Genomic DNA, 17,974 nt, shown 5'->3' with positions numbered 1-17,974 from the left:
CGGAGCGCCCTACTGGCACCAGATCGCGATCTGCCGGCCCAGGTCGTGCCACACGGCCTGCAGCGCCACCGCGGCCAGCACCGCGCCCGCGAGGCGCGTGCCCCATTCGCGCCGGGACTCACCGAAGACGCCGTGCAGGCGTCGCCAGAGCCAGGGCGCGACCAGCAGGGCGATGCCGCTGCCGAGGGCGAAGGCGGCCATCACGGCCGCGCCCTGCCAGGCGTCGTTGCCCAGCGCCGCGAGCATCAGCGCCGAGTACAGCAGCCCGCAGGGCATCGAGACCCACAGTGCAGCCGTCGCGATGACGCTCCAGCGGGAGCCACCCCGGGGCCGCAGCCGGCGCGCCAGCAGCCGCCCCAGGCTGTGGGCCCACAGGGGCTGGCGCCCGGCCACGGCCAGCAGCAGGCCCCAGGCGAACACCGCCACATGCAGCAGCAGCCAGAGCGGCCGCAGCAACGCGACCTGTTCGCTCGCGAAGGCCAGGCCCTGCACGGCGGTCGCCGCGAGAGCGCCCCCGGCCGCGTAGCTGGCCAGGCGCGCCGCATGGAACAGGACCGCGGCCGGCACCGCCGGCGCAGGCAGCACCGCCACGCCGCCGCCCGCGGGCGCGCGTGCGAAGCGGATCACGCCCGCGCAGGCCGCGCCGCACATGGCCACGCAGTGCGGGCCGCCGGCCAGGCCCATCAACAACGCGCTGCCGATGAGCGCCGTCTGCATCAGATGATCCGCGAGAAGCGCGAGCGGTTGCGGTCGGCCTGCAGGTAGCGGTCGAACACCATCGCGATGGCGCGCACGAAGAACCAGCCGATGGGCGTGACCTCGATCTCGTGCGCGTCGACCGTGACCAGGCCCTGCGCCACCAGCGGCTGCAGCGCCTCGAGCTCGGCCGCGAAGTGCTGGCGGAAGTCGACCAGGTGCGCCAGGCCGATGGACTCGAAGCTCAGCTGTCCCTGGCACATCAGCGCCATGATCACCGCGCGCCGCAGCACGTCGTCGCGCGACAGCGCCAGCCCGCGCACCACTGGCAGCCGGCCCTGGTCGAGCAGGTCGTAGTACTCGTCCAGCGTCTTGGCGTTCTGGCTGTAGGTGGCGCCGACCCGGCCGATGGCCGACACGCCCAGCGCCACCAGGTCGCATTCGGGCTGGGTGCTGTAGCCCTGGAAATTTCGGTGCAGCCGGCCCTGGCGACGGGCAATGGCCAGCGGGTCGGTGGGCAGCGCGAAATGGTCCATGCCGATGTAGACGTAGCCGGCCGCGGTCAGCGCCGCGATCGAGCGCGAGAGCATGTCGAGCTTGGCGGCGGCATCGGGCAGTTCGGCCGGGTCGATGCGGCGCTGCGGCTTGAAGCGCTCGGGCAGGTGGGCATAGGCGTAGAGCGCGATGCGTTCGGGCCGCAGTTCGCAGATCTGTTCCAGCGTGCGATCGAAGGAGGCCGCAGTCTGCTTCGGCAGGCCGTAGATCAAATCGACGTTGATCGAGCCAAAGCCCAGCCGGCGCGCCGACGCCACCAGGTCGAAGACCTGCGCGGCGGGCTGGATGCGGTGCACCGCCTTCTGCACGGCCGCATCGAAGTCCTGCACGCCGAAGCTCAGCCGGTTGAAGCCCAGCGCCGCGATCCGTTCGAGCCGGGCCTCGTCGATCGTGCGCGGGTCGATCTCGATCGCGTACTCGCCGTCGGGCGCCAGCGTGAAGGCGCCGCGCAGCATCGCCATCAGCCGCGCCAGCGCCGCATCGTCGAGGAAGGTCGGGGTGCCGCCGCCCAGGTGCAGCTGGCTCACGGCCGTGCCGCGCCCGAGCTGCGCCACCTGCAGGTCGATCTCGCGCCCAAGATAGTCCAGGTACGCCTCGGCGCGCTCCGGGTGCCCGGTCACGATCTTGTTGCAGGCGCAGAAATAGCACAGCGAGGCACAGAAGGGCAGGTGCACGTAGAGCGACAGCGGCAGCGCCCGGGCGCCGGTGCTCAGCGCGCGCTGGCGCAGCGCCTGCGCGTAGTCCTCGCTGCCGAAGGCCTCGACGAAGCGGTCGGCGGTCGGGTAGGAGGTGTAGCGCGGGCCCTGCACGTCGAAGCGCTGCAGCATCGTGGCCGTCATGGCGGGCGCGGCGGACGGAGGCACGGCGGGCGAAGCGGGGGCAGCGGGGACGGGAGAAAGGGTGGTTGGCATGGTGATGTGGCACACGGGGCTCTGTGACTGTGCCGGTGACCGGGCTGGACTTCCTTGACCTGCATCAAGTCCCATGCACGGATCGGCGACGACAATGAAGGCAACAACTTGTAGCGATGCCGCGCCCTTCCCGGCCGGCACCGAACCGCCCATGACACCCGAAACCATCAAAGTCGCCTGCTCCAACTGCAACCTGCGCGAGCTCTGCATGCCCGTGGGCCTGCAGCCCGCGGAGCTGGAACGCATCGACGAGATCGTCGCGACGCGGCGCAAGGTCAAGCGGCGCGAGGCGCTGTTCCACAACGGGGAGCGCTTCACCTCGCTCTATGCGATCCGCACGGGCGTCTTCAAGACCTGCATCACGGCCGAGGACGGCCGCGACCAGGTCACGGGCTTCCAGATGGCGGGAGAGATCATCGGGCTGGACGGCATCGTGAGCGAGCACCACACCTGCGATGCGGTGGCGCTCGAGGACTCCGAGGTCTGCGTGATGCCCTTCGACCGCATCGAGGAGCTGTCGCGCGAGGTCACGGCCCTGCAGCGCCACGTGCACAAGATCATGAGCCGCGAGATCGTGCGCGAGCACGGCGTGATGCTGCTGCTGGGCAGCATGCGCGCCGAGGAGCGCCTGGCCGTGTTCCTGCTGAACCTGGTGCAGCGGCTGCATGCGCGCGGCTTCTCGCAGTCGGAACTGGTGCTGCGCATGACCCGCGAGGAGATCGGCAGCTACCTCGGGCTCAAGCTCGAGACCGTGAGCCGCACGCTGTCGAAGTTCGTCGAGGACGGCATCGTGGCCGTGCAGCAGCGCCATGTGCGCATCGTCGACGCCGACAAGCTCAAGCGCATCGTCAATCCTCCGGCCTGTTGAGCCGGCCCTCTTCTTCAATCTCCACTGCTTTTCAAGGAAGCCGCACACAGCCTTCGGCGAACGCTTCTCGCGAATCGCATTGCACCGCTTCGAAACATCAGGTAACTTCCGCGCGCTCATTCAACAAGGGCCGCCCGATGTGGCCTCACACACAACGAAACGGAAGAGAAGCAATGCGGTTATGGAAATTCGCGATCGCGGCCTGGGTTGCCGCCTGTCTGGCGGGATGCGGCGGAGGCGGAGGCGGCGGAGGCAGCAGTGACGCAGGCGGATCAGGCAACGGCCCTGGCGCGCCCTCCAGCGCAGGCGCGTGGCTCAGTTTCGTCCCTTCGAAGGCCGAGCTCACAATGCTCCCGGGCACGTCGACGCCCATCCTCATCGACGCCATTTCGAGCAGGACGCTCGCGGAACCGATCAATGTGGCGATCATCGACGCCAAGGGCGTGATCATCGCGAAGTCGGTCGGCATCTCGGCCATGTCCACATTGAGATACTCGATCGTGATGTTCACCCAACCGACCCTCGCGGCGGGCGTACACAACGGGAGCTTCGAGGTGCGCCTGTGCTACGACAGCCCGCTCACCTGCGCGCGGCCGGTCGAGGGTTCGCCCTGGCAACTGCCGTACACGATCACCGTGAGCGATCCTGCCTCGCTGAGCTATCAGCGCTGGGAAACAGCGCAAACCACGCCGGGTTTCCTCGCCAACTTCGCGCTCAGCCAGATCGGCAACACCCCGGTGGTGGTTTCCGCCGGGTTCTACTCCGGCGTGATGGAGACCTGGACCTCTGCCGACCTGGGCAGCGGTTGGCGCCAACCCGAGTTGCCCGCGAGCACGATGCCGATGAGCGGCGCCTTTGCACTGGCCAGCGACGGCAAGGCCATCTACCTGTCGGGTGGTCAAGCGGTCGGCGCTTACGGAAAGCTCACGGGCAACTACCTGAACCACGTCTGGAAGTTCGACGGGACGAGCTGGCGCGAGCAGACGCCCGCAGCGCCCTTCGCCGGTCGACGCAACCATGTGATGGCCAAGGTCGGCGACACGCTGTACCTGAGTGGCGGACGCGATGGCAGCGCATTTCTCCAGGACTTGTGGGCTTCTTCGGACGATGGCGTCACTTGGCGAAAAATCAGCGCGCCCCTCCCTGCCGGCGTCGGCTCACCCTCGTGCGCACTGAACTGGCGCGGCTCACTTCTGCTCGTGGGCAACCAGGTCGCGACCTCTGCCGATGGCGTGAACTGGACCGTGCACGCAGGCTACCCGCCGCGATTCCCGCAACGCAGCACGCAATGCGCCGTGCTCAATGACCGCCTGTTCATCAATCCCACCGCCTACGATTTCGACGCCGTTTCATCCGTCGATCTGCAGAACTGGAAAATCGAACGCCCTGTGGGCGGAGTCGACAACGCACCCGGCATGGCCGCCATCGACGGGCGATTGCTCATCACCTCTGGCGATGGAACTTCGGAGCGCACGGTCTACCGGACCGTCCCCTGAAAGAAAGGGCGCGACGGTGGAAACACCGACGTGCCGCTCAATCCTCCGGCCTGTTGATCTCGCGCCTGGACATGCCGAGCAGCGCCGTCAGCGCGCTCGAGCCCATGCCCAGCGCCCAGAACGCGAAGAAACCCAGCGTGTAGATGCCCTGCCGCGAGAGCGGCAGCGGCTCGCCGCGCCAGTGCAGGTCGCCCGGATCGACCAGCGCGAACACCCCGATCTCCACCACGCATGCCAGCAGGAACGAGGGCCAGAGGATCCAGGCCAGGCGGCGGATGCGTTGCTTCATGGCCGTCAGTGCTTCGGCAGCGGCACGTCGTCGCTGGGCGTGGCCGCATGGTTGCGACCCGACTGCGCCGGCATCAGCTTCTTGTCGGCCAGGGTCTTGTTGATCTCCACGCCCTGGCGGTAGTAGTCCTCGGCCACCACCGGGTCGGGGGTGCGGATCGCGATCCACAGCGTGGTGAAACCCGCCACCACGACGATGGCCGGGCCGGCGATCACCATCCAGACATAGGGAAACTTCCACCAAGGTTCGGCAACGGTGGGCAGGAGGCCGGGCGCATTCATGAGGATCTCTTTCTGTGGAGCGTGGCGGTCCGCGCTAGCGCGGGACCAGGAAGATGGCTTTCTCGGAGACATGCGACGCGCCGTCTTCCGAGCGCACATCGAAATGCACGGTGTGCGAACCCGCCGGCGCCGTGCCATAGGGCAGCTGCAAGCGCACCGCGACCCAGCGCGACTCGGCCGGCAGCACCTCGAGCGAGGCGCCGGCGGCCACGCTCAGCCCGTCGAGGCCGCTGACGGAGATGGCGTAGCGCTGCGGCCGCTCGGTGGCGTTCATCAGCTGCAGCCGATACACGTTCTCCAGCATGCCGCCCTCGGCGATGCGCGCGAGCGAGGCGCGGTCGCGCACCACGTCGACCTTGAGCGGCGTGCGCACCACCAGGCTCGCAAGCAGGCCCAGGCACAGCGCGGCCAGCAGGGCGCTGTAGACCAGCACGCGCGGTCGCAGCACGCGCCGCAGCACCTGGCGCGCCGACCAGCGGCCGGCCATGCCGTTCTGCGTGGCATAGCGGATCAGGCCCGGCGGGTAGGCCATCTTGGCCATCACCGTGTTGCAGGCGTCCACGCACAGGCCGCAGCCGATGCATTCGTACTGCAGGCCCTCGCGGATGTCGATGCCGGTCGGGCACACCTGCACACACAGCGTGCAGTCGATGCAGTCGCCCAGGCCGGTGCGGTCTTGCTGCTTGCCGCGCGCACCACGGGCCTCGCCGCGCGCCGCGTCGTAGCTCACGATCAGCGTGTCGCGGTCGAACATCGCGCCCTGGAAGCGCGCGTAGGGGCACATGTACTTGCAGACCTGCTCGCGCATGAAGCCCGCGTTGCCGTAGGTCGCGAAGCCGTAGAAGAAGGCCCAGAACACTTCCCACGAGCCCATCCGCCCCTGCAGCAGGTCCATGCCGAGTTCGCGGATCGGCGTGAAGTAGCCCACGAAGGTGAAGCCGGTCCACAGCGCGATGCCCAGCCACACCAGGTGCTTGAAGCTCTTCTTGACGCCCTTCTCCATCGACAGACCGCCCTTGTCCAGGCGCATGCGCGCGCTGCGCGGGCCTTCGATCTTCTCCTCCACCCACATGAACATTTGGGTGTAGACCGTCTGCGGGCAGGCATAGCCGCACCACAGCCGCCCCGCCACGGCAGTGAACAGGAACAGCAGCAGGGCCGAGACCACCAGCAGGCCCGTGAGGTAGATCAGGTCCTGTGGGTAGAGCACCAGGCCGAACAGGTAGAAGCGCCGCGCCGCCAGGTCGAACAGCACCATCTGGCGCTGGCCCCACTCGAACCACGGCAGGCCGTAGAACACGATCTGCGTGAGGAAGACCATGGCCCAGCGCCAGCGCGCGAACACGCCCTGGATGCTGCGCGCATAGATCTTCCTGTGCGCCTCGTAGAGGCCCACGGACGCGGCCTCGGCCGGGGCGATGGGGATCACCTTGCGCGGCGCGGGACGGGGAGAAGCGGACATCGGCGAACGGGACTCAGGGCGCGGCGCCGCGGTTCGACAGGCCCCAGACATAGGAGGCCAGCACGTGGATCTGCGCCTCGGTCAGCCGGCCCTGCTGCGCCGGCATGACGTTGGTCTTGCCGGTGTTGATGATCGAGACGATCGCATCCTGCCCGTAGCCGTGCAGCCACACACGGTCCGCCAGGTTGGGCGCGCCCAGCGCCGGGTTGCCCGTGCCGCCCACGCCGTGGCAGGCGGCGCAGGCGCTGAACTTGCTCTTGCCGAGCCCGGCGCGCACCGAGTCGTGCGGGCTGCCCGACAGGCTCAGCACGTAGTTCGCCACGTTCTTCACGTCCTCGGGCGTGCCGACGGCCGCGGCCATCGGCGGCATCACGCCGGTGCGGCCCTGGGTGATGGTCTCCTGGATCCGCTCGGGCGCGCCGCCGTAGAGCCAGTCCTTGTCCGTGAGGTTGGGGAAGCCTTTGCTGCCGCGCGCGTCGGAGCCGTGGCACTGCGCGCAGTTGTTGAGGAACAGCCGCTCGCCGATGGCCATGGCCTGCGGGTCGCCCGCCACCGCCTCGTGCGGCATGGCCGTGTATTTCGCATACACCGGCGCCAGTTCGGCGTTGGCCTTGGCGATCTCCTTCGCGTACTCGCCTTGCGTGCTCCAGCCCAGCTGGCCCTGCAGGCTGCCCAGGCCCGGATAGGCCACCAGGTAGCCCAGCGCGAACACGATGGTCAGGATGAACAGGCCCACCCACCAGCGCGGCAGCGGGTTGTTCATCTCGCGCAGGTCCTCGTCCCAGACGTGGCCGGTGGTGTTGTCGCCGGCGCCGGGCACGCGGGCCCGGTTGGTGATCCACAGCAGCAAGGCGCAGGCCGCGATGCTGGCCAGCGAAAGGTAGGTGACGTAGTGCGACCAGAAGCCGCTGATGAAATCGCTCATGGTGTTCGTTTCTTCAGTCCTGCTCGAAAGGCAGGTTCGCGGCCTCGTCGAAGCCCTGGCGGCGACGGCGCGAGAAAGCCCAGGCCAGGATGCCAATGAAGGTCGCGAAGGAGGCCAGCGTGGCCGCGATGCGCAGGGTCGTGATGTCCATCTCTTCTCTCCTCTTGTCTTGGCTCACTTGAGCGCGAGGCCCAGCGACTGCAGGTAGGCCACGATGGCGTCCATCTCGGTCTTGCCTGTCACGGCGTCCTTGCCCGCGGCGATCTGTTCGTCGGTGTAGGGCACGCCGACGCGGCGCAGCGCCGTCATGTGGGTGCCGATGCTGGCGGCGTCGGCCGGTGTCTTCTCGAGCCAGGTGTAGGCCGGCATGTTCGACTCGGGCACCAGGTCGCGCGGGTTGTTCAGGTGGATGCGATGCCACTCGTCGCTGTACTTGCCGCCCACGCGGTGCAGGTCGGGGCCGGTGCGCTTGCTGCCCCACTGGAAGGGGTGGTCGTAGACGAACTCGCCCGCCACCGAGTAGTGGCCGTAGCGCAGCGTCTCGGCGCGGAAGGGGCGGATCATCTGCGAGTGGCAGTTGTAGCAACCCTCTCGCACATAGATGTCGCGGCCCACCAGCTGCAGCGGCTCGAGCGGCTGCACGCCGGTCACCGCCTCGGTGGTCGACTTCTGGAAGAACAGCGGCACGATCTCCACCAGGCCGCCGACGGCGATCACCAGCAGGATCAGCACGATCATCAGGAAGTTGTTGGTCTCGATCTTCTCGTGCGAGAAGCCGGTCTTGGGGGCGTTGGAACTCATGGTGTGCTTCTCTTCAGGCATGGGCAACGGCGGCCACGGGCGGGATGGCGGCGCGCACCGAGCGGCCCGCGATCACGGTCATGCAGACGTTCCAGGCCATGACCAGCATGCCGCCCAGGTACAGCAGGCCGCCGAGCAGGCGCACCACGTAGTAGGGGTAGGTGGCCTTCACGCTTTCGACGAAGGTGTAGGTCAGCGTGCCGTCGGCATTGACCGCGCGCCACATCAGGCCCTGCATCACGCCGGCGATCCACATGGCGGCGATGTAGAGCACGATGCCCACGGTCGACATCCAGAAGTGCAGCTCGATGGCCTTCGTGCTGTGCATCTCGGTGCGGCCCCACAGGCGCGGGATGAGGTAGTACAGCGAGCCCATGGTGATCAGGCCGACCCAGCCGAGCGCGCCGGCGTGCACGTGGCCCACGGTCCAGTCGGTGTAGTGCGAAAGCGCGTTGACGGTCTTGATCGACATCATCGGACCCTCGAAGGTCGCCATGCCGTAGAAGGACAGCGCGACGATCAGGAAGCGCAGGATCGGGTCGGTGCGCAGTTTGTGCCAGGCGCCCGACAGCGTCATCACGCCGTTGATCATCCCGCCCCAGCTGGGCGCCAGCAGGATCAGCGAGAACACCATGCCGATGGACTGCGTCCAGTCGGGCAGCGCGGTGTAGTGCAGGTGGTGCGGGCCCGCCCACATGTAGGTGAAGATCAACGCCCAGAAATGGACGATCGACAGCCGGTACGAATAGACCGGGCGGCCCGCCTGCTTGGGGATGTAGTAGTACATCATCCCGAGGAAGCCCGCGGTGAGGAAGAAGCCGACCGCGTTGTGGCCGTACCACCACTGCACCATCGCATCCTGCACGCCGGCATAGGCCGAGTAGCTCTTCATCCAGCCCGCGGGAATGGCGGCGCTGTTGACGATGTGCAGCAGCGCCACCGCGATGATGAAGGCGCCGTAGAACCAGTTGGCCACGTAGATGTGGCGCACCTTGCGCATCGCGATGGTGCCGAAGAAGACGATGGCATAGGCCACCCACACGGCCGCGATCAGGATGTCGATCGGCCACTCGAGCTCGGCGTATTCCTTGCCGCTGGTGTAGCCCATGGGCAGGCTGATGGCCGCGGCCACGATGACCAGCTGCCAGCCCCAGAACACGAAGGAGGCCAGTGCCGGTGCAAACAGACGGACCTGGCAGGTGCGCTGCACCACGTGGAAGCTGGTGGCCATCAAGGCGCAGCCGCCGAAGGCGAAGATCACGGCGTTGGTGTGCAGCGGGCGCAGCCGGCCGTAGCTGAGCCAGGAAATGCCGAGGTTGAGTTCGGGCCAGGCCAGCTGCGACGCGATGATCACGCCGACCAGCATGCCGACCACGCCCCAGACCACGGACATGAGGGCGAATTGCCGGACGGCGGTGTCGGCGTAGACCGCCGCGGGAGGGTGGGAAGCTTGCATCGTCGGGCCTTTTTCTCTTGGACCCGGTCAGTGTCCCGACTCGACGCGCGCGGCGGCTTGCGCTAGATCAATCGTTGTTCAGAATGCGCTCGCCTTCGCGCTCGACATCCTCGAACTGCCCACGATCGACGGCCCACCACAGGCCGCCGAGGATGACCAGCACCAGCACCACCGAGAAGGGCACGAGCAGGAACAGGATGTCCATCAGGCCTGCGCCTCCGCAAGCGAGGGCATGCGCGCAAGGGGCTCGGGCTGCGCGACCAACGGTGGCCGCGCGAGGCGCGCCGCGTTGAGCACCACCAGCAACGAACTCAACGCCATGCCCAGTCCGGCCAGCCATGCGGGCAGCCAGCCGGCCAGTGCCAGGGGCACGCACAGCGCGTTGTAGCCCGCGGCCCAGGCCAGGTTCTGCCGCACGATCTTCAGCGTGCGGCGCGCCTGCGCGATCGCCTCGGGCACCGCCGACAAGGCACCGCCCATCACGATGAAGTCGGCGCGCGCCTGCGCCAGCGGCACGGCGTTGCCGAGCGCGAAGGAGGCATGGGCCGCGGCCAGCACCGGCCCGTCGTTGAGGCCGTCGCCGACCATTGCGACGCGCCGGCCTTCGGCCTGCAGCTGTTGCAGCGCGCGCAGCTTGTCTTCGGGCGTGCAATCGCCCTGCACCTGCGCGATGCCCACGCGCGCCGCCACTTCCTGCGCAGCGGCGCTGCGGTCGCCCGACAGCAGTTGCACCGCGATGCCCTGGGCCTTCAACGCGACGACGGCCGAGGCGGCGTCCGCGCGCAGTTCCTCGGCCAGCACGAAGCTCGCGACCCAGCCATGGGCATCCGACAGGTGCAGTTGCGGCGAGTCGATGGGCAGCGCCTCGACCTCGCAATGCACGGCCGAACCCAGGCGCACGCGCATCGGCAGGGCCTTCGATCCGGGGCGCTGCAGATGCCCTTCGAGCCCCTGCCCTGCCTGCTCGCGCACCTCCAGCGCCTGCCAGTCCGGCGGCGTGCGATGTTCTTCGTCCCAGGCGCGGACCAGCGCCCTGGCCACGGGATGGAGCGATTGCGCACCGAGCGCCGCCGCCAGCTCGACCGCATCGGCCGGCCGCAGGCCCTCGCGGCAGTACACGCGGTCGAGCCGCGGCGTGTCGCGCGTGAGCGTGCCGGTCTTGTCGAAGACCACGGTGTCGACCGAGGCCAGCGCCTCGAGCGCCTGCAGGTCATGCACCAGCACGCCGCCGCGCGCCAATGCGCCCGCGCTCGCAAGCATCGCGGCCGGTGTGGCCAGCGACAGTGCGCAGGGGCAGGTCACGATCAGCACCGCGACCGCCACCATCAGTGCCTGGCCCGGGCCGGCGGGCCACCAGAGCGCAGCCGCCAGCGCGGCCGCGGCCAGCACGCCGATCAGGAAAGGCCGTGCCACCCGGTCGGCCAGCCGGGCCAGGCGCGGCTTGCCCAGCGAGGCGCTTTCCATCAGCGCGACGATCTGCGCGAAGCGCGTGCCCTGCCCCACCGATTCGATGCGGAGCTGCACCACGGCCGAGAGGTTGTGGCTGCCGGCCAGCACGCGCTCGCCGCGGCCGCGCGGCACGGGCCGCGACTCGCCGGTGAGCAGGGCCTCGTCGACGCTGGTGTCGCCGTCGGTCACGCAGCCATCGGCGGGAAAGGCCTCGCCTGGCCGCACGCGGATCACGTCGCCCACGGCCAGGCGGCGTACCGCGACGCGCACGAACTGCCCGCCGGCCCCGAGGCGCTCCACGCTGTCGGGCACGCGGTTCATCAGCGCTCCCAGCGCGCCGGCGGTGCGGTCGCGCAGCCGGGTCTCGAGCCAGCGGCCGGTGAGCAGGAAGAACACGAACATGGTGAGCGAGTCGAAGTAGACCTCGTGACCCAGCGGGCCTGCGGGGTCGAAGGTGCCGGCCGTGCTCACCACGAAGACGATCAGCATGCCGAGTGCCACCGGCAGGTCCATGCCGATGCGCCGCTGCCGCAGGTCGCGCCAGGCGCTGCGGAAGAAGGGACCGCAGGAGAACAGCACCACCGGCAGCGTGAGCACCCAGGAGGCCCAGCGCATGAGCTGCACCGCGTCGGCCGTCATCTCGCCGGGCTGCGCGATGTACGCGGGGTAGGCGTACATCATCACCTGCATCATGCAGAAGCCCGCCACCAGCCAGCGCCACAGCGCGGCGCGGCCTTCGCGCATGCGGCGCGCACGCGCCTGCAGGTCACCCGCGGGCACCAGCCGGTAGCCGGCGGCAGCCGAGGCCGCGAACCAGCGCGAGGGCCGTACCGCGTCGGCCGACCACACGACCCGCGCGCGCCGGGTCGCGGCGTTGACCTCGGCCCGCAGCACGCCGGGCACGGCGCACAGCGCGGCCTCGACGGTGAAGGCGCAGGCCGCGCAGTGCATGCCCTCGACCACCACCTGCGACTCCCAGCGGCCGGTCGGAGACGCAGCATCCACCGCATGGCCGAAGGTCGGCCATTCGGCCGGGTCGTCCAGCGCCACGCCTTCGTCGGGCAGGGCCGCCGAGGGTGGAAGAGAGAGCGCAGCGTCCATGCCCCGAGCCTAGGGGCCGATGCAAGACAGGCCCTTGATCTGGATCAAGCCGGGGCCGCCGCGCGGCTCTAGTCTTCAGGCTTCATTCCGAAGGAAACCCATGTTCAAACGCATCCTGATCGCCACCGACGGCTCCGCCCTCTCGCGCAAGGCCGTGGCCAGCGGCATCTCGCTGGCCGCCACGCACGGCGCGGAACTGGTCGCGCTGACGGTGGTGCCGCGCTATCCGATGAACTACTTCGAGGGCGCGATGGTCTTCACGCCCGATGACATCGCGCGCATCGAGAAGCAATGGACGGACGCCGCCCAGGAGATGCTGGCCGCCGTCGATGCGCGCGCCCAGCGCAGCGGCGTGAAGGTCAAGACCGTGACGGTGCGTTCGGACCGCGTCGCCGAAGCCATCATCGCAGCCGCCCAGAAGCAGCAATGCGACCTGATCGTGATGGCCTCGCACGGCCGCAAGGGCGTCAAGCGCCTGCTGCTGGGCAGCGAGACCCAGCATGTGCTGACGCACTCCAGCCTGCCGGTGCTGGTGCTGCGCTAGGGGTCTCAGCCGGCCTTGGGCCCGAGCGCCAGGCCGATCCCGTAGAGCGCGAGCAGCCCGGCCATGTGGCCGATGGCCACGCCCGGCTCGCCGGATTCGATGCGCGCGATGGTCTGCACATGCACACCCAGCCGCGCGGCTGCGACCGCCTGGCCCTCGCCGGCCTCGAGGCGGGCGCGCTTGGCGGCCGCGCCGAGGTCCTTGATGGATTGAAGGGCGTCGCCGCCGATGTCTGCAGAGATTCGTTTGCCTTGGGCCATGGGCGGATTGTCGCCGGAGCGCACGGCAGGCCTGACTACACTGCCCCGGATGCCTCTCTCCCAGTCACCGCCGCGCACGCAGGACGATGCCCTCACGTCCTACTTCTTCAGCGGCGAGGCGATGCGCAGCCGCAGCGTGGGCACGCGACTGCTGTCGGGCGTGGTCGCGGTGCCCGCGCCGCCGGCCCGGCTCGCCGCCGACTGGGCGCGCGAGACCGCGTCCTCGCTCGCGGCTGGCGATGTCGACACCCTGCCCCTGGCGCGCGCCCGCATGCGCTGGCCCGACTACCGGCGCTGCGTGCAGGCGGTGGCCGACTGGATGCGCGAACGCGGACTGCCGGACCTGACGGGCAGCAGCGACGTGGCACTGATGGCCTGCCGCGGCGCGCGCTACCACCACGATGCCCTCCAGTACGGCAGCGCCGCCTTCTGCAACCTCTTCCTCAGCGAAGACCGTGACCTCGACGTGCATTTCCCCGGCACCGGCCAGCGCATCCCGCTGGCCCGGGGCACGGTGCTGCTGTTCGACACGGCCCAGCCCCATGCGGTAATCCGGCGCGACGCTGCCGGCTTCGATGTAGCCGACTTCGCGCCGGCACGGGACCTGAGCCAGGTCTTCCTGACCTGGGAACTGCCCATCGCGCATCCCGATGTCGCGCGCGCACTCGGCATCGTCTTCGACACCGATCCGGCCACCGCGGCGCGGCTCGACGAGGAGCAGGTGCACAGCCGCGGCGCGCCGGCCGAGGTCTGCGCGGCTTCCGGCCGCTGGCGCCCGGTGGGCTGATCCGGCGCCGCGTGTACGCCACACGGCGTATTTAAGAAGATTTTTCGTTTTTTCATACTGGCGGCACTTCCTTCATTTGCCGGACCACCGCCTTGGAACGCTTCACGATCTCCCTCGACGACGAACTGGCCCACGCCTTCGACCACCTGATCGCCGAGCGCGGCTACGGCAACCGCTCCGAGGCCGTGCGCGACATCCTGCGCAGCCACCTGACCCGGCAGCGCGAGGCGCATGACGTCGACGGCCCCTGCGTGGCCAACCTGTCCTATGTCTACAACCACCATGAGCGCGAGCTGTCGGAGCGGCTGGCCCACCACCAGCATGCGCAGCACGACCTGACCATCGCCTCCACGCATGCGCACCTCGATGCCGAGCACTGCATCGAGACCGTGCTGCTCAGGGGCCCGGCCGAGGCGGTGCGCCGCTTCGCCGACAAGCTCATGGCCGAGCGCGGCGTGCACCACGGCCAGCTCAACCTGGTGATGGCCTCCGCCGCCGCAGCGCACACGCACTGACGCCGCGCGGCCTTTTCCGACGCGCTGCGTCCGGGCACGCGTGCGCCCTTCTTTCTTCTTCCCGACCCCGATGCACCTCCCGATCCCGCGGCCCCGCCGCCCTCTGAGCCTGGCCCTCGGCTGCCTGCTGCTGAACACCGGCGCCGCGGCCGGCTCCACGAGGCCGAGGGCGACTCGCCCTCCTACCTCACGGCCGCGCAGTTCGCGACCGACCCCTACGGCAAGGACCCGCGCGCGATGAACGACGGCGCCACCAAGCACTTCGCCACGCTGCGCGCCGACCTCAACTACGCGCTCACGCCCGACATCCGGCTGCTGAGCTTCGCCTACGGCACGCGGCAGGACTTCACGCGCTGGTTCAGCCGGCCAGTGAGTCCCGCGGCCTGGCGCCAGCGCGAGGAAACCTACGACCGCACCGTCTTGGGCGCCGGCACCAGCCTCAACGGCCGCACGCAGACGCGCTGGACCACCCTGAACTGGGTGGCGGGCGTCGAGACCTTCCGGGAATCGACGGCCTACCAGTACTTCGACGGGCTGGACCGGCGCATGCGGCTTTCACCCGCCATCGACGACCGCACCTCCACGCTCGACAGCCTCTCGGCCTTCGCCGAAGTCGATGCGCCGATCCATGCCTTGTTCCAGCCCTCGCTGGGCCTGCGCTGGGACCGCTTCAGCGGCGGCTGCAGTCTCGACGGCGCGGAGACGGGCAGCGACCCCTGCGGCCCGCTGGCCCGCCTGAGCCATGCCAGCCCCAAGCTCGGTGTGCGCTCCGACGTCGCGCCGGGCGTGCGCCTGCGCGCCAGCTGGGCCGAGGGCTTCGCGCTGCCCAACACCTTTGCCAAGTACGCGCTCGGCGCCTCGCAGCTCGACCCCAACGTGTTCCGCCAGACCGAGGTCGGCGCGCAGTTCAAGCCGGCCCAGGGGCTGCTGCTCGACATCGCGGCCTACCGGCTGCGCTCGTCCGACGAGATCCGCACCGTGGCGCCGGGCGTCTACGAGAACGATGGCGCGACACTGCGCCGCGGCGTCGAGGCCAGCGTGCTGTGGTCCCTCCGCCCCGACCTCGATGTCTCGCTGGTCTACGGCAGCGCGCGCTCGCGCATCACCGAGAACGCGAGCGCCGCGCTGCTCGGCAAGTCGGTGGCCGGCGTGCCGCGCTACACCGCCACGGCCGCGATCAACTGGACACCGGTCGCGGCCTGGACCGGCACGCTGACCTGGCGCCGCGTGGGCGCCTACGCCGTGACGGCCGACAACAGCGTGAACTACGCCGGCTATGCCACCGTGGACCTCGGCGTGAGCTATGTGCCGCCCGCGGCCAGCCGCTACCGCCTCTACGCCACGGTGGTGAACGTCGGCGACAAGGCCTACGCCACCTCGGCCGCGGTGATCGGCGGCACGCAGGTCTTCGCGCCCGGCGCGCCGCGCAGCTTCAAGGTCGGCGCGCAGATGCAGTTCTGATTCACAGGAAACGACACCCATGCCAAACCTTCTTCGCAGCGCGGCCCTGGCCGTCTTCACCCTCCTGGCGCTGGGCACGGCCCAGGCCCACAACGTCTGGCTCGAACCCGATGCGGACGGCGGCTACCTGGTGCAGTTCGGCGGCCACGAAGGCCGGCTCGAGCGCTATCCCGCGGACAAGCTCAAGCGCGTCGAGGCCTTCGACCGCCGCGGCCGCCGCATCGAGGTCACGCTCAAGCCCCAGGCCGACGGCATACGCGTGCGGCCCGAGCGGCAGGCCGCACTGCTGGCCGCGCATTTCGACAACGGCTTCTTCAGCAAGACTGACAGCGGTCCGATGGTCGAGAAACCCATGACCGAGAACCCCGGCGCCACCAGCGGCGTGCATGCGATGAAGTACCACAAGACCATCATCCAGTGGGGCGCGATCGCGAAGAAGGCGCTGGGCCAGCCCTTCGAGATCGTCGCGCTCGGGGCCGACACGCCGCCTGCGGGCGCGCCGATGAAGGTGCAGGTGCTGTTCGACGGCCGGCCGATCGGCGGCATCCGCCTGTCGCTGGGCGAAAGCGGTGCGCCCGTGACCACGGCCGCCGACGGCACGGCCACCGTGATTCCCGTGGCCGGCCCGAACCAGCTGCTGGCCATCCGCCGCATGCCGGTGCAGGGCGACCCGCGCACCACCAGCCTCAGCTACGAGTACCTGCTGGCCTTTCCGGCGCATTAGCGCGGACCCTATGATGCAGTTTTACGCCGTGGCCGTTCATGCACCCGACCGAGCTGGAAAAGCAGCTGAGCTTCCTGAGAGAGATCGATCGACTGAAGACCGTCGTCAGGCAATCGCCGTTGCTTGACAGGAGCCGGAAGGAGAACTCCGCCGAGCACTCCTGGCACCTGGCGACCTACGCCCTGGTACTGAGCGACTATGCCGACGGCGCCGTCGACACGGCCCGGGTCATGAAGATGCTCTTGCTGCACGACATCGTGGAGGTCGATGTCGGCGACCATCCCATCCACGGCGGGACATCGAGCGCGTGGCAGGCGGAACAGGAGTCGCGTGCCGCGGCGCGCCTGTTCGGCCTGTTGCCGCCGTCGCAGCGCGACGAGCTGCTCGCGCTGTGGACAGAATTCGAGCAGGCCCTGACGGAAGACGCGATGTTCGCGAAAGCGCTCGATCGTTTCCAGCCGCTGCTCGTGAACATCTTCACCGACGGAGGAACCTGGGCGGAGCAAGGCGTTTCGATGGAACAGGTCCTTTCCCGCTACGGTCCCGTCATCCAGCGCGGTGCGCCCCGGCTGTGGGCGCTGAGCGAGCAGTGGGTGCGCGCGCATTTCTCAAAGCAAGACGCGAAGCGGCAGGGGTTGCAGCCCGGCTGAGGCTTTGGCGCGCGCCGTGGCGCCCACCAACCGATCCTCGCGCCGCCCTGCAGCGCACCGGACGCCAGGGGGCACAGATCCCGAACCGGATCGCAGGCTTGACATCGATCTACTAGTTGATAGACTGCACACATGGACACTGAACTCACGCCGAGAGCCACCGAGATCGCCGAGTGCGCGCGTGCGCTTCTTGTCAGTGGTGGCTACAACAGCTTCAGCTACGCCGACATCTCGGCGTCGGTGCAGATCAGCAAGGCCAGCATCCACCACCACTTCCCGAGCAAGGCCGAACTGGTGCGCACGGTGCTGCTGCGGTACCGCGAAGAGGCCCGCACCGGCCTGGCAGCCCTGGTGCAGCACGTTCCGGAGCCGCTCGCGCAGCTCGAAGCCTACACGGGCTACTGGGCGACGTGCATGCGCGACGCCACCTCGTCCTTCTGCATCTGCGCCATGCTGGCGGCCGAACTGCCCACCCTCCCGCGCGAGGTCGCGGACGAGGTCCGCGGCCATTTCCTGGACCTGGCCGCGTGGCTCGCATCCGTGCTGGCCAAGGGTGCGGCACAGGGGGTGTTTTTCCTGCAGACGAGTCCCGAAGGCGAGGCCATGGCCTTCATGGCAACAGTGCACGGCGCGATGCTGTCCGCGCGCGCCTACGGCGACCCGGAGGTCTTCGCCGCCACCATCCAGCCGCTCATGCGCCGGCTCACTTCGCCCTAACCGATCGGCGGACCGCCCCTTCACCG

21 protein-coding genes are annotated in these 17,974 nt (G+C 69.2%); 9 read left to right on the top strand and 12 right to left on the bottom strand.

The window, feature by feature from the left end:
* Positions 1-9: 9 nt before the first annotated feature.
* Both K0H49_RS11740 and hemN read right to left on the bottom strand, forming a co-directional pair.
* Entirely contained in the window at positions 10-717 is a 708-nt protein-coding gene (locus K0H49_RS11740) for a sulfite exporter TauE/SafE family protein (RefSeq protein WP_219212251.1), read from the bottom strand.
* Positions 717-2,090 (bottom strand): oxygen-independent coproporphyrinogen III oxidase, encoded by a 1,374-nt coding sequence (gene hemN, locus K0H49_RS11735; protein WP_257624839.1) that lies wholly within the window; start codon positions 2,088-2,090, stop codon positions 717-719. The genes K0H49_RS11740 and hemN overlap by 1 nt, the downstream gene beginning before the upstream one ends.
* A 223-nt stretch (positions 2,091-2,313) precedes the next feature.
* Between hemN and fnr the strand changes: the two genes are divergently transcribed.
* A complete protein-coding gene (gene fnr / locus K0H49_RS11730) occupies positions 2,314-3,030 on the top strand; it encodes a fumarate/nitrate reduction transcriptional regulator Fnr (protein WP_219212247.1) in 717 nt (238 codons plus the stop codon).
* A gap of 347 nt (positions 3,031-3,377) precedes the next feature.
* A complete protein-coding gene (locus tag K0H49_RS11725; protein WP_219212245.1) occupies positions 3,378-4,526 on the top strand; it encodes a hypothetical protein in 1,149 nt (382 codons plus the stop codon).
* Positions 4,527-4,563: 37 nt separating this feature from the next.
* Here the strand turns inward: K0H49_RS11725 and K0H49_RS11720 are convergent, their stop codons facing one another.
* The 9 genes from K0H49_RS11720 to K0H49_RS11680 all read right to left on the bottom strand — a co-directional run bounded on the left by K0H49_RS11720 (position 4,564) and on the right by K0H49_RS11680 (position 12,290).
* Positions 4,564-4,815 (bottom strand): hypothetical protein, encoded by a 252-nt coding sequence (locus K0H49_RS11720; RefSeq protein ID WP_219212243.1) that lies wholly within the window; start codon positions 4,813-4,815, stop codon positions 4,564-4,566.
* A gap of 5 nt (positions 4,816-4,820) precedes the next feature.
* Positions 4,821-5,096, bottom strand: a complete 276-nt coding sequence (locus K0H49_RS11715) for a FixH family protein (RefSeq protein ID WP_219212241.1) — start codon at positions 5,094-5,096, stop codon at positions 4,821-4,823.
* 34 nt (positions 5,097-5,130) lie between these two features.
* Entirely contained in the window at positions 5,131-6,558 is a 1,428-nt protein-coding gene (gene ccoG / locus K0H49_RS11710; RefSeq protein ID WP_219212239.1) for a cytochrome c oxidase accessory protein CcoG, read from the bottom strand.
* A 13-nt stretch (positions 6,559-6,571) separates the two neighbouring features.
* Positions 6,572-7,483 carry a cytochrome-c oxidase, cbb3-type subunit III gene (ccoP, locus tag K0H49_RS11705; RefSeq protein WP_219212237.1) on the bottom strand — a complete coding sequence of 304 codons (912 nt, stop codon included), beginning with the start codon at positions 7,481-7,483 and terminating at the stop codon, positions 6,572-6,574.
* Between the two features lie 13 nt (positions 7,484-7,496).
* Entirely contained in the window at positions 7,497-7,634 is a 138-nt protein-coding gene (locus tag K0H49_RS11700; protein WP_219212234.1) for a cbb3-type cytochrome oxidase subunit 3, read from the bottom strand.
* A 23-nt stretch (positions 7,635-7,657) separates the two neighbouring features.
* A complete protein-coding gene (gene ccoO / locus K0H49_RS11695) occupies positions 7,658-8,284 on the bottom strand; it encodes a cytochrome-c oxidase, cbb3-type subunit II (RefSeq protein ID WP_219212232.1) in 627 nt (208 codons plus the stop codon).
* A 13-nt stretch (positions 8,285-8,297) separates the two neighbouring features.
* Positions 8,298-9,740, bottom strand: coding sequence for a cytochrome-c oxidase, cbb3-type subunit I (gene ccoN / locus K0H49_RS11690; protein ID WP_219212230.1), 1,443 nt, complete (start codon positions 9,738-9,740; stop codon positions 8,298-8,300).
* 67 nt (positions 9,741-9,807) lie between these two features.
* A complete protein-coding gene (gene ccoS / locus K0H49_RS11685; protein ID WP_219212228.1) occupies positions 9,808-9,945 on the bottom strand; it encodes a cbb3-type cytochrome oxidase assembly protein CcoS in 138 nt (45 codons plus the stop codon).
* Positions 9,945-12,290 (bottom strand): heavy metal translocating P-type ATPase, encoded by a 2,346-nt coding sequence (locus tag K0H49_RS11680; protein ID WP_219212226.1) that lies wholly within the window; start codon positions 12,288-12,290, stop codon positions 9,945-9,947. The genes ccoS and K0H49_RS11680 overlap by 1 nt, the downstream gene beginning before the upstream one ends.
* Positions 12,291-12,390: 100 nt before the next feature.
* Between K0H49_RS11680 and K0H49_RS11675 the strand changes: the two genes are divergently transcribed.
* Complete coding sequence (locus K0H49_RS11675) at positions 12,391-12,834, top strand: universal stress protein (RefSeq protein ID WP_219212224.1); 444 nt, start codon at positions 12,391-12,393, stop codon at positions 12,832-12,834.
* 5 nt (positions 12,835-12,839) lie between these two features.
* Here the strand turns inward: K0H49_RS11675 and K0H49_RS11670 are convergent, their stop codons facing one another.
* Positions 12,840-13,094, bottom strand: a complete 255-nt coding sequence (locus tag K0H49_RS11670; protein WP_219212222.1) for a helix-turn-helix domain-containing protein — start codon at positions 13,092-13,094, stop codon at positions 12,840-12,842.
* 49 nt (positions 13,095-13,143) lie between these two features.
* Between K0H49_RS11670 and K0H49_RS11665 the strand changes: the two genes are divergently transcribed.
* From K0H49_RS11665 to K0H49_RS11640, 6 genes are all read left to right on the top strand, one after another.
* Positions 13,144-13,881: a hypothetical protein gene (locus K0H49_RS11665; protein WP_219212220.1), complete on the top strand. Its 738-nt coding sequence runs from the start codon at positions 13,144-13,146 to the stop codon at positions 13,879-13,881.
* A 92-nt stretch (positions 13,882-13,973) separates the two neighbouring features.
* A complete protein-coding gene (gene nikR, locus K0H49_RS11660) occupies positions 13,974-14,396 on the top strand; it encodes a nickel-responsive transcriptional regulator NikR (RefSeq protein ID WP_219212217.1) in 423 nt (140 codons plus the stop codon).
* A 24-nt stretch (positions 14,397-14,420) separates the two neighbouring features.
* Positions 14,421-15,857 (top strand): TonB-dependent receptor, encoded by a 1,437-nt coding sequence (locus K0H49_RS11655; protein ID WP_219213250.1) that lies wholly within the window; start codon positions 14,421-14,423, stop codon positions 15,855-15,857.
* Positions 15,858-15,876: 19 nt separating this feature from the next.
* Positions 15,877-16,581, top strand: coding sequence for a DUF4198 domain-containing protein (locus K0H49_RS11650; protein WP_219212215.1), 705 nt, complete (start codon positions 15,877-15,879; stop codon positions 16,579-16,581).
* A 38-nt stretch (positions 16,582-16,619) separates the two neighbouring features.
* The gene (locus tag K0H49_RS11645) at positions 16,620-17,231 is read left to right on the top strand and encodes an HD domain-containing protein (RefSeq protein WP_219212214.1); all 612 of its coding nucleotides are present in this window, start codon (positions 16,620-16,622) and stop codon (positions 17,229-17,231) included.
* Between the two features lie 132 nt (positions 17,232-17,363).
* Positions 17,364-17,948 (top strand): TetR/AcrR family transcriptional regulator, encoded by a 585-nt coding sequence (locus K0H49_RS11640; protein WP_219212212.1) that lies wholly within the window; start codon positions 17,364-17,366, stop codon positions 17,946-17,948.
* The last annotated feature ends 26 nt before the right edge of the window (positions 17,949-17,974 follow it).

Source organism: Variovorax boronicumulans, assembly GCF_019352895.1.
Classification (GTDB): Bacteria; Pseudomonadota; Gammaproteobacteria; order Burkholderiales; family Burkholderiaceae_C; genus Variovorax; species Variovorax boronicumulans_A.
Note: the sequence above shows the minus strand (reverse complement) of the source record. Positions and strands in the feature narration are given on the sequence as shown.

Bases quoted from the DNA above. Each gene is read 5' to 3' on its own strand.
- K0H49_RS11680 (WP_219212226.1), bottom strand. From the start codon at position 12,290: ATGGACGCTGCGCTCTCTCTTCCACCCTCGGCGGCCCTGCCCGACGAA.
- fnr (WP_219212247.1), top strand. From the start codon at position 2,314: ATGACACCCGAAACCATCAAAGTCGCCTGCTCCAACTGCAACCTGCGC.
- K0H49_RS11665 (WP_219212220.1), top strand. From the start codon at position 13,144: ATGCCTCTCTCCCAGTCACCGCCGCGCACGCAGGACGATGCCCTCACG.
- K0H49_RS11725 (WP_219212245.1), top strand. From the start codon at position 3,378: ATGCTCCCGGGCACGTCGACGCCCATCCTCATCGACGCCATTTCGAGC.
- ccoN (WP_219212230.1), bottom strand. From the start codon at position 9,740: ATGCAAGCTTCCCACCCTCCCGCGGCGGTCTACGCCGACACCGCCGTC.
- hemN (WP_257624839.1), bottom strand. From the start codon at position 2,090: ATGACGGCCACGATGCTGCAGCGCTTCGACGTGCAGGGCCCGCGCTAC.
- K0H49_RS11740 (WP_219212251.1), bottom strand. From the start codon at position 717: ATGCAGACGGCGCTCATCGGCAGCGCGTTGTTGATGGGCCTGGCCGGC.
- K0H49_RS11715 (WP_219212241.1), bottom strand. From the start codon at position 5,096: ATGAATGCGCCCGGCCTCCTGCCCACCGTTGCCGAACCTTGGTGGAAG.
- K0H49_RS11720 (WP_219212243.1), bottom strand. From the start codon at position 4,815: ATGAAGCAACGCATCCGCCGCCTGGCCTGGATCCTCTGGCCCTCGTTC.
- K0H49_RS11650 (WP_219212215.1), top strand. From the start codon at position 15,877: ATGCCAAACCTTCTTCGCAGCGCGGCCCTGGCCGTCTTCACCCTCCTG.
- ccoG (WP_219212239.1), bottom strand. From the start codon at position 6,558: ATGTCCGCTTCTCCCCGTCCCGCGCCGCGCAAGGTGATCCCCATCGCC.
- K0H49_RS11700 (WP_219212234.1), bottom strand. From the start codon at position 7,634: ATGGACATCACGACCCTGCGCATCGCGGCCACGCTGGCCTCCTTCGCG.
- ccoO (WP_219212232.1), bottom strand. From the start codon at position 8,284: ATGAGTTCCAACGCCCCCAAGACCGGCTTCTCGCACGAGAAGATCGAG.
- K0H49_RS11670 (WP_219212222.1), bottom strand. From the start codon at position 13,094: ATGGCCCAAGGCAAACGAATCTCTGCAGACATCGGCGGCGACGCCCTT.
- K0H49_RS11645 (WP_219212214.1), top strand. From the start codon at position 16,620: ATGCACCCGACCGAGCTGGAAAAGCAGCTGAGCTTCCTGAGAGAGATC.
- K0H49_RS11675 (WP_219212224.1), top strand. From the start codon at position 12,391: ATGTTCAAACGCATCCTGATCGCCACCGACGGCTCCGCCCTCTCGCGC.
- ccoS (WP_219212228.1), bottom strand. From the start codon at position 9,945: ATGGACATCCTGTTCCTGCTCGTGCCCTTCTCGGTGGTGCTGGTGCTG.
- K0H49_RS11640 (WP_219212212.1), top strand. From the start codon at position 17,364: ATGGACACTGAACTCACGCCGAGAGCCACCGAGATCGCCGAGTGCGCG.
- ccoP (WP_219212237.1), bottom strand. From the start codon at position 7,483: ATGAGCGATTTCATCAGCGGCTTCTGGTCGCACTACGTCACCTACCTT.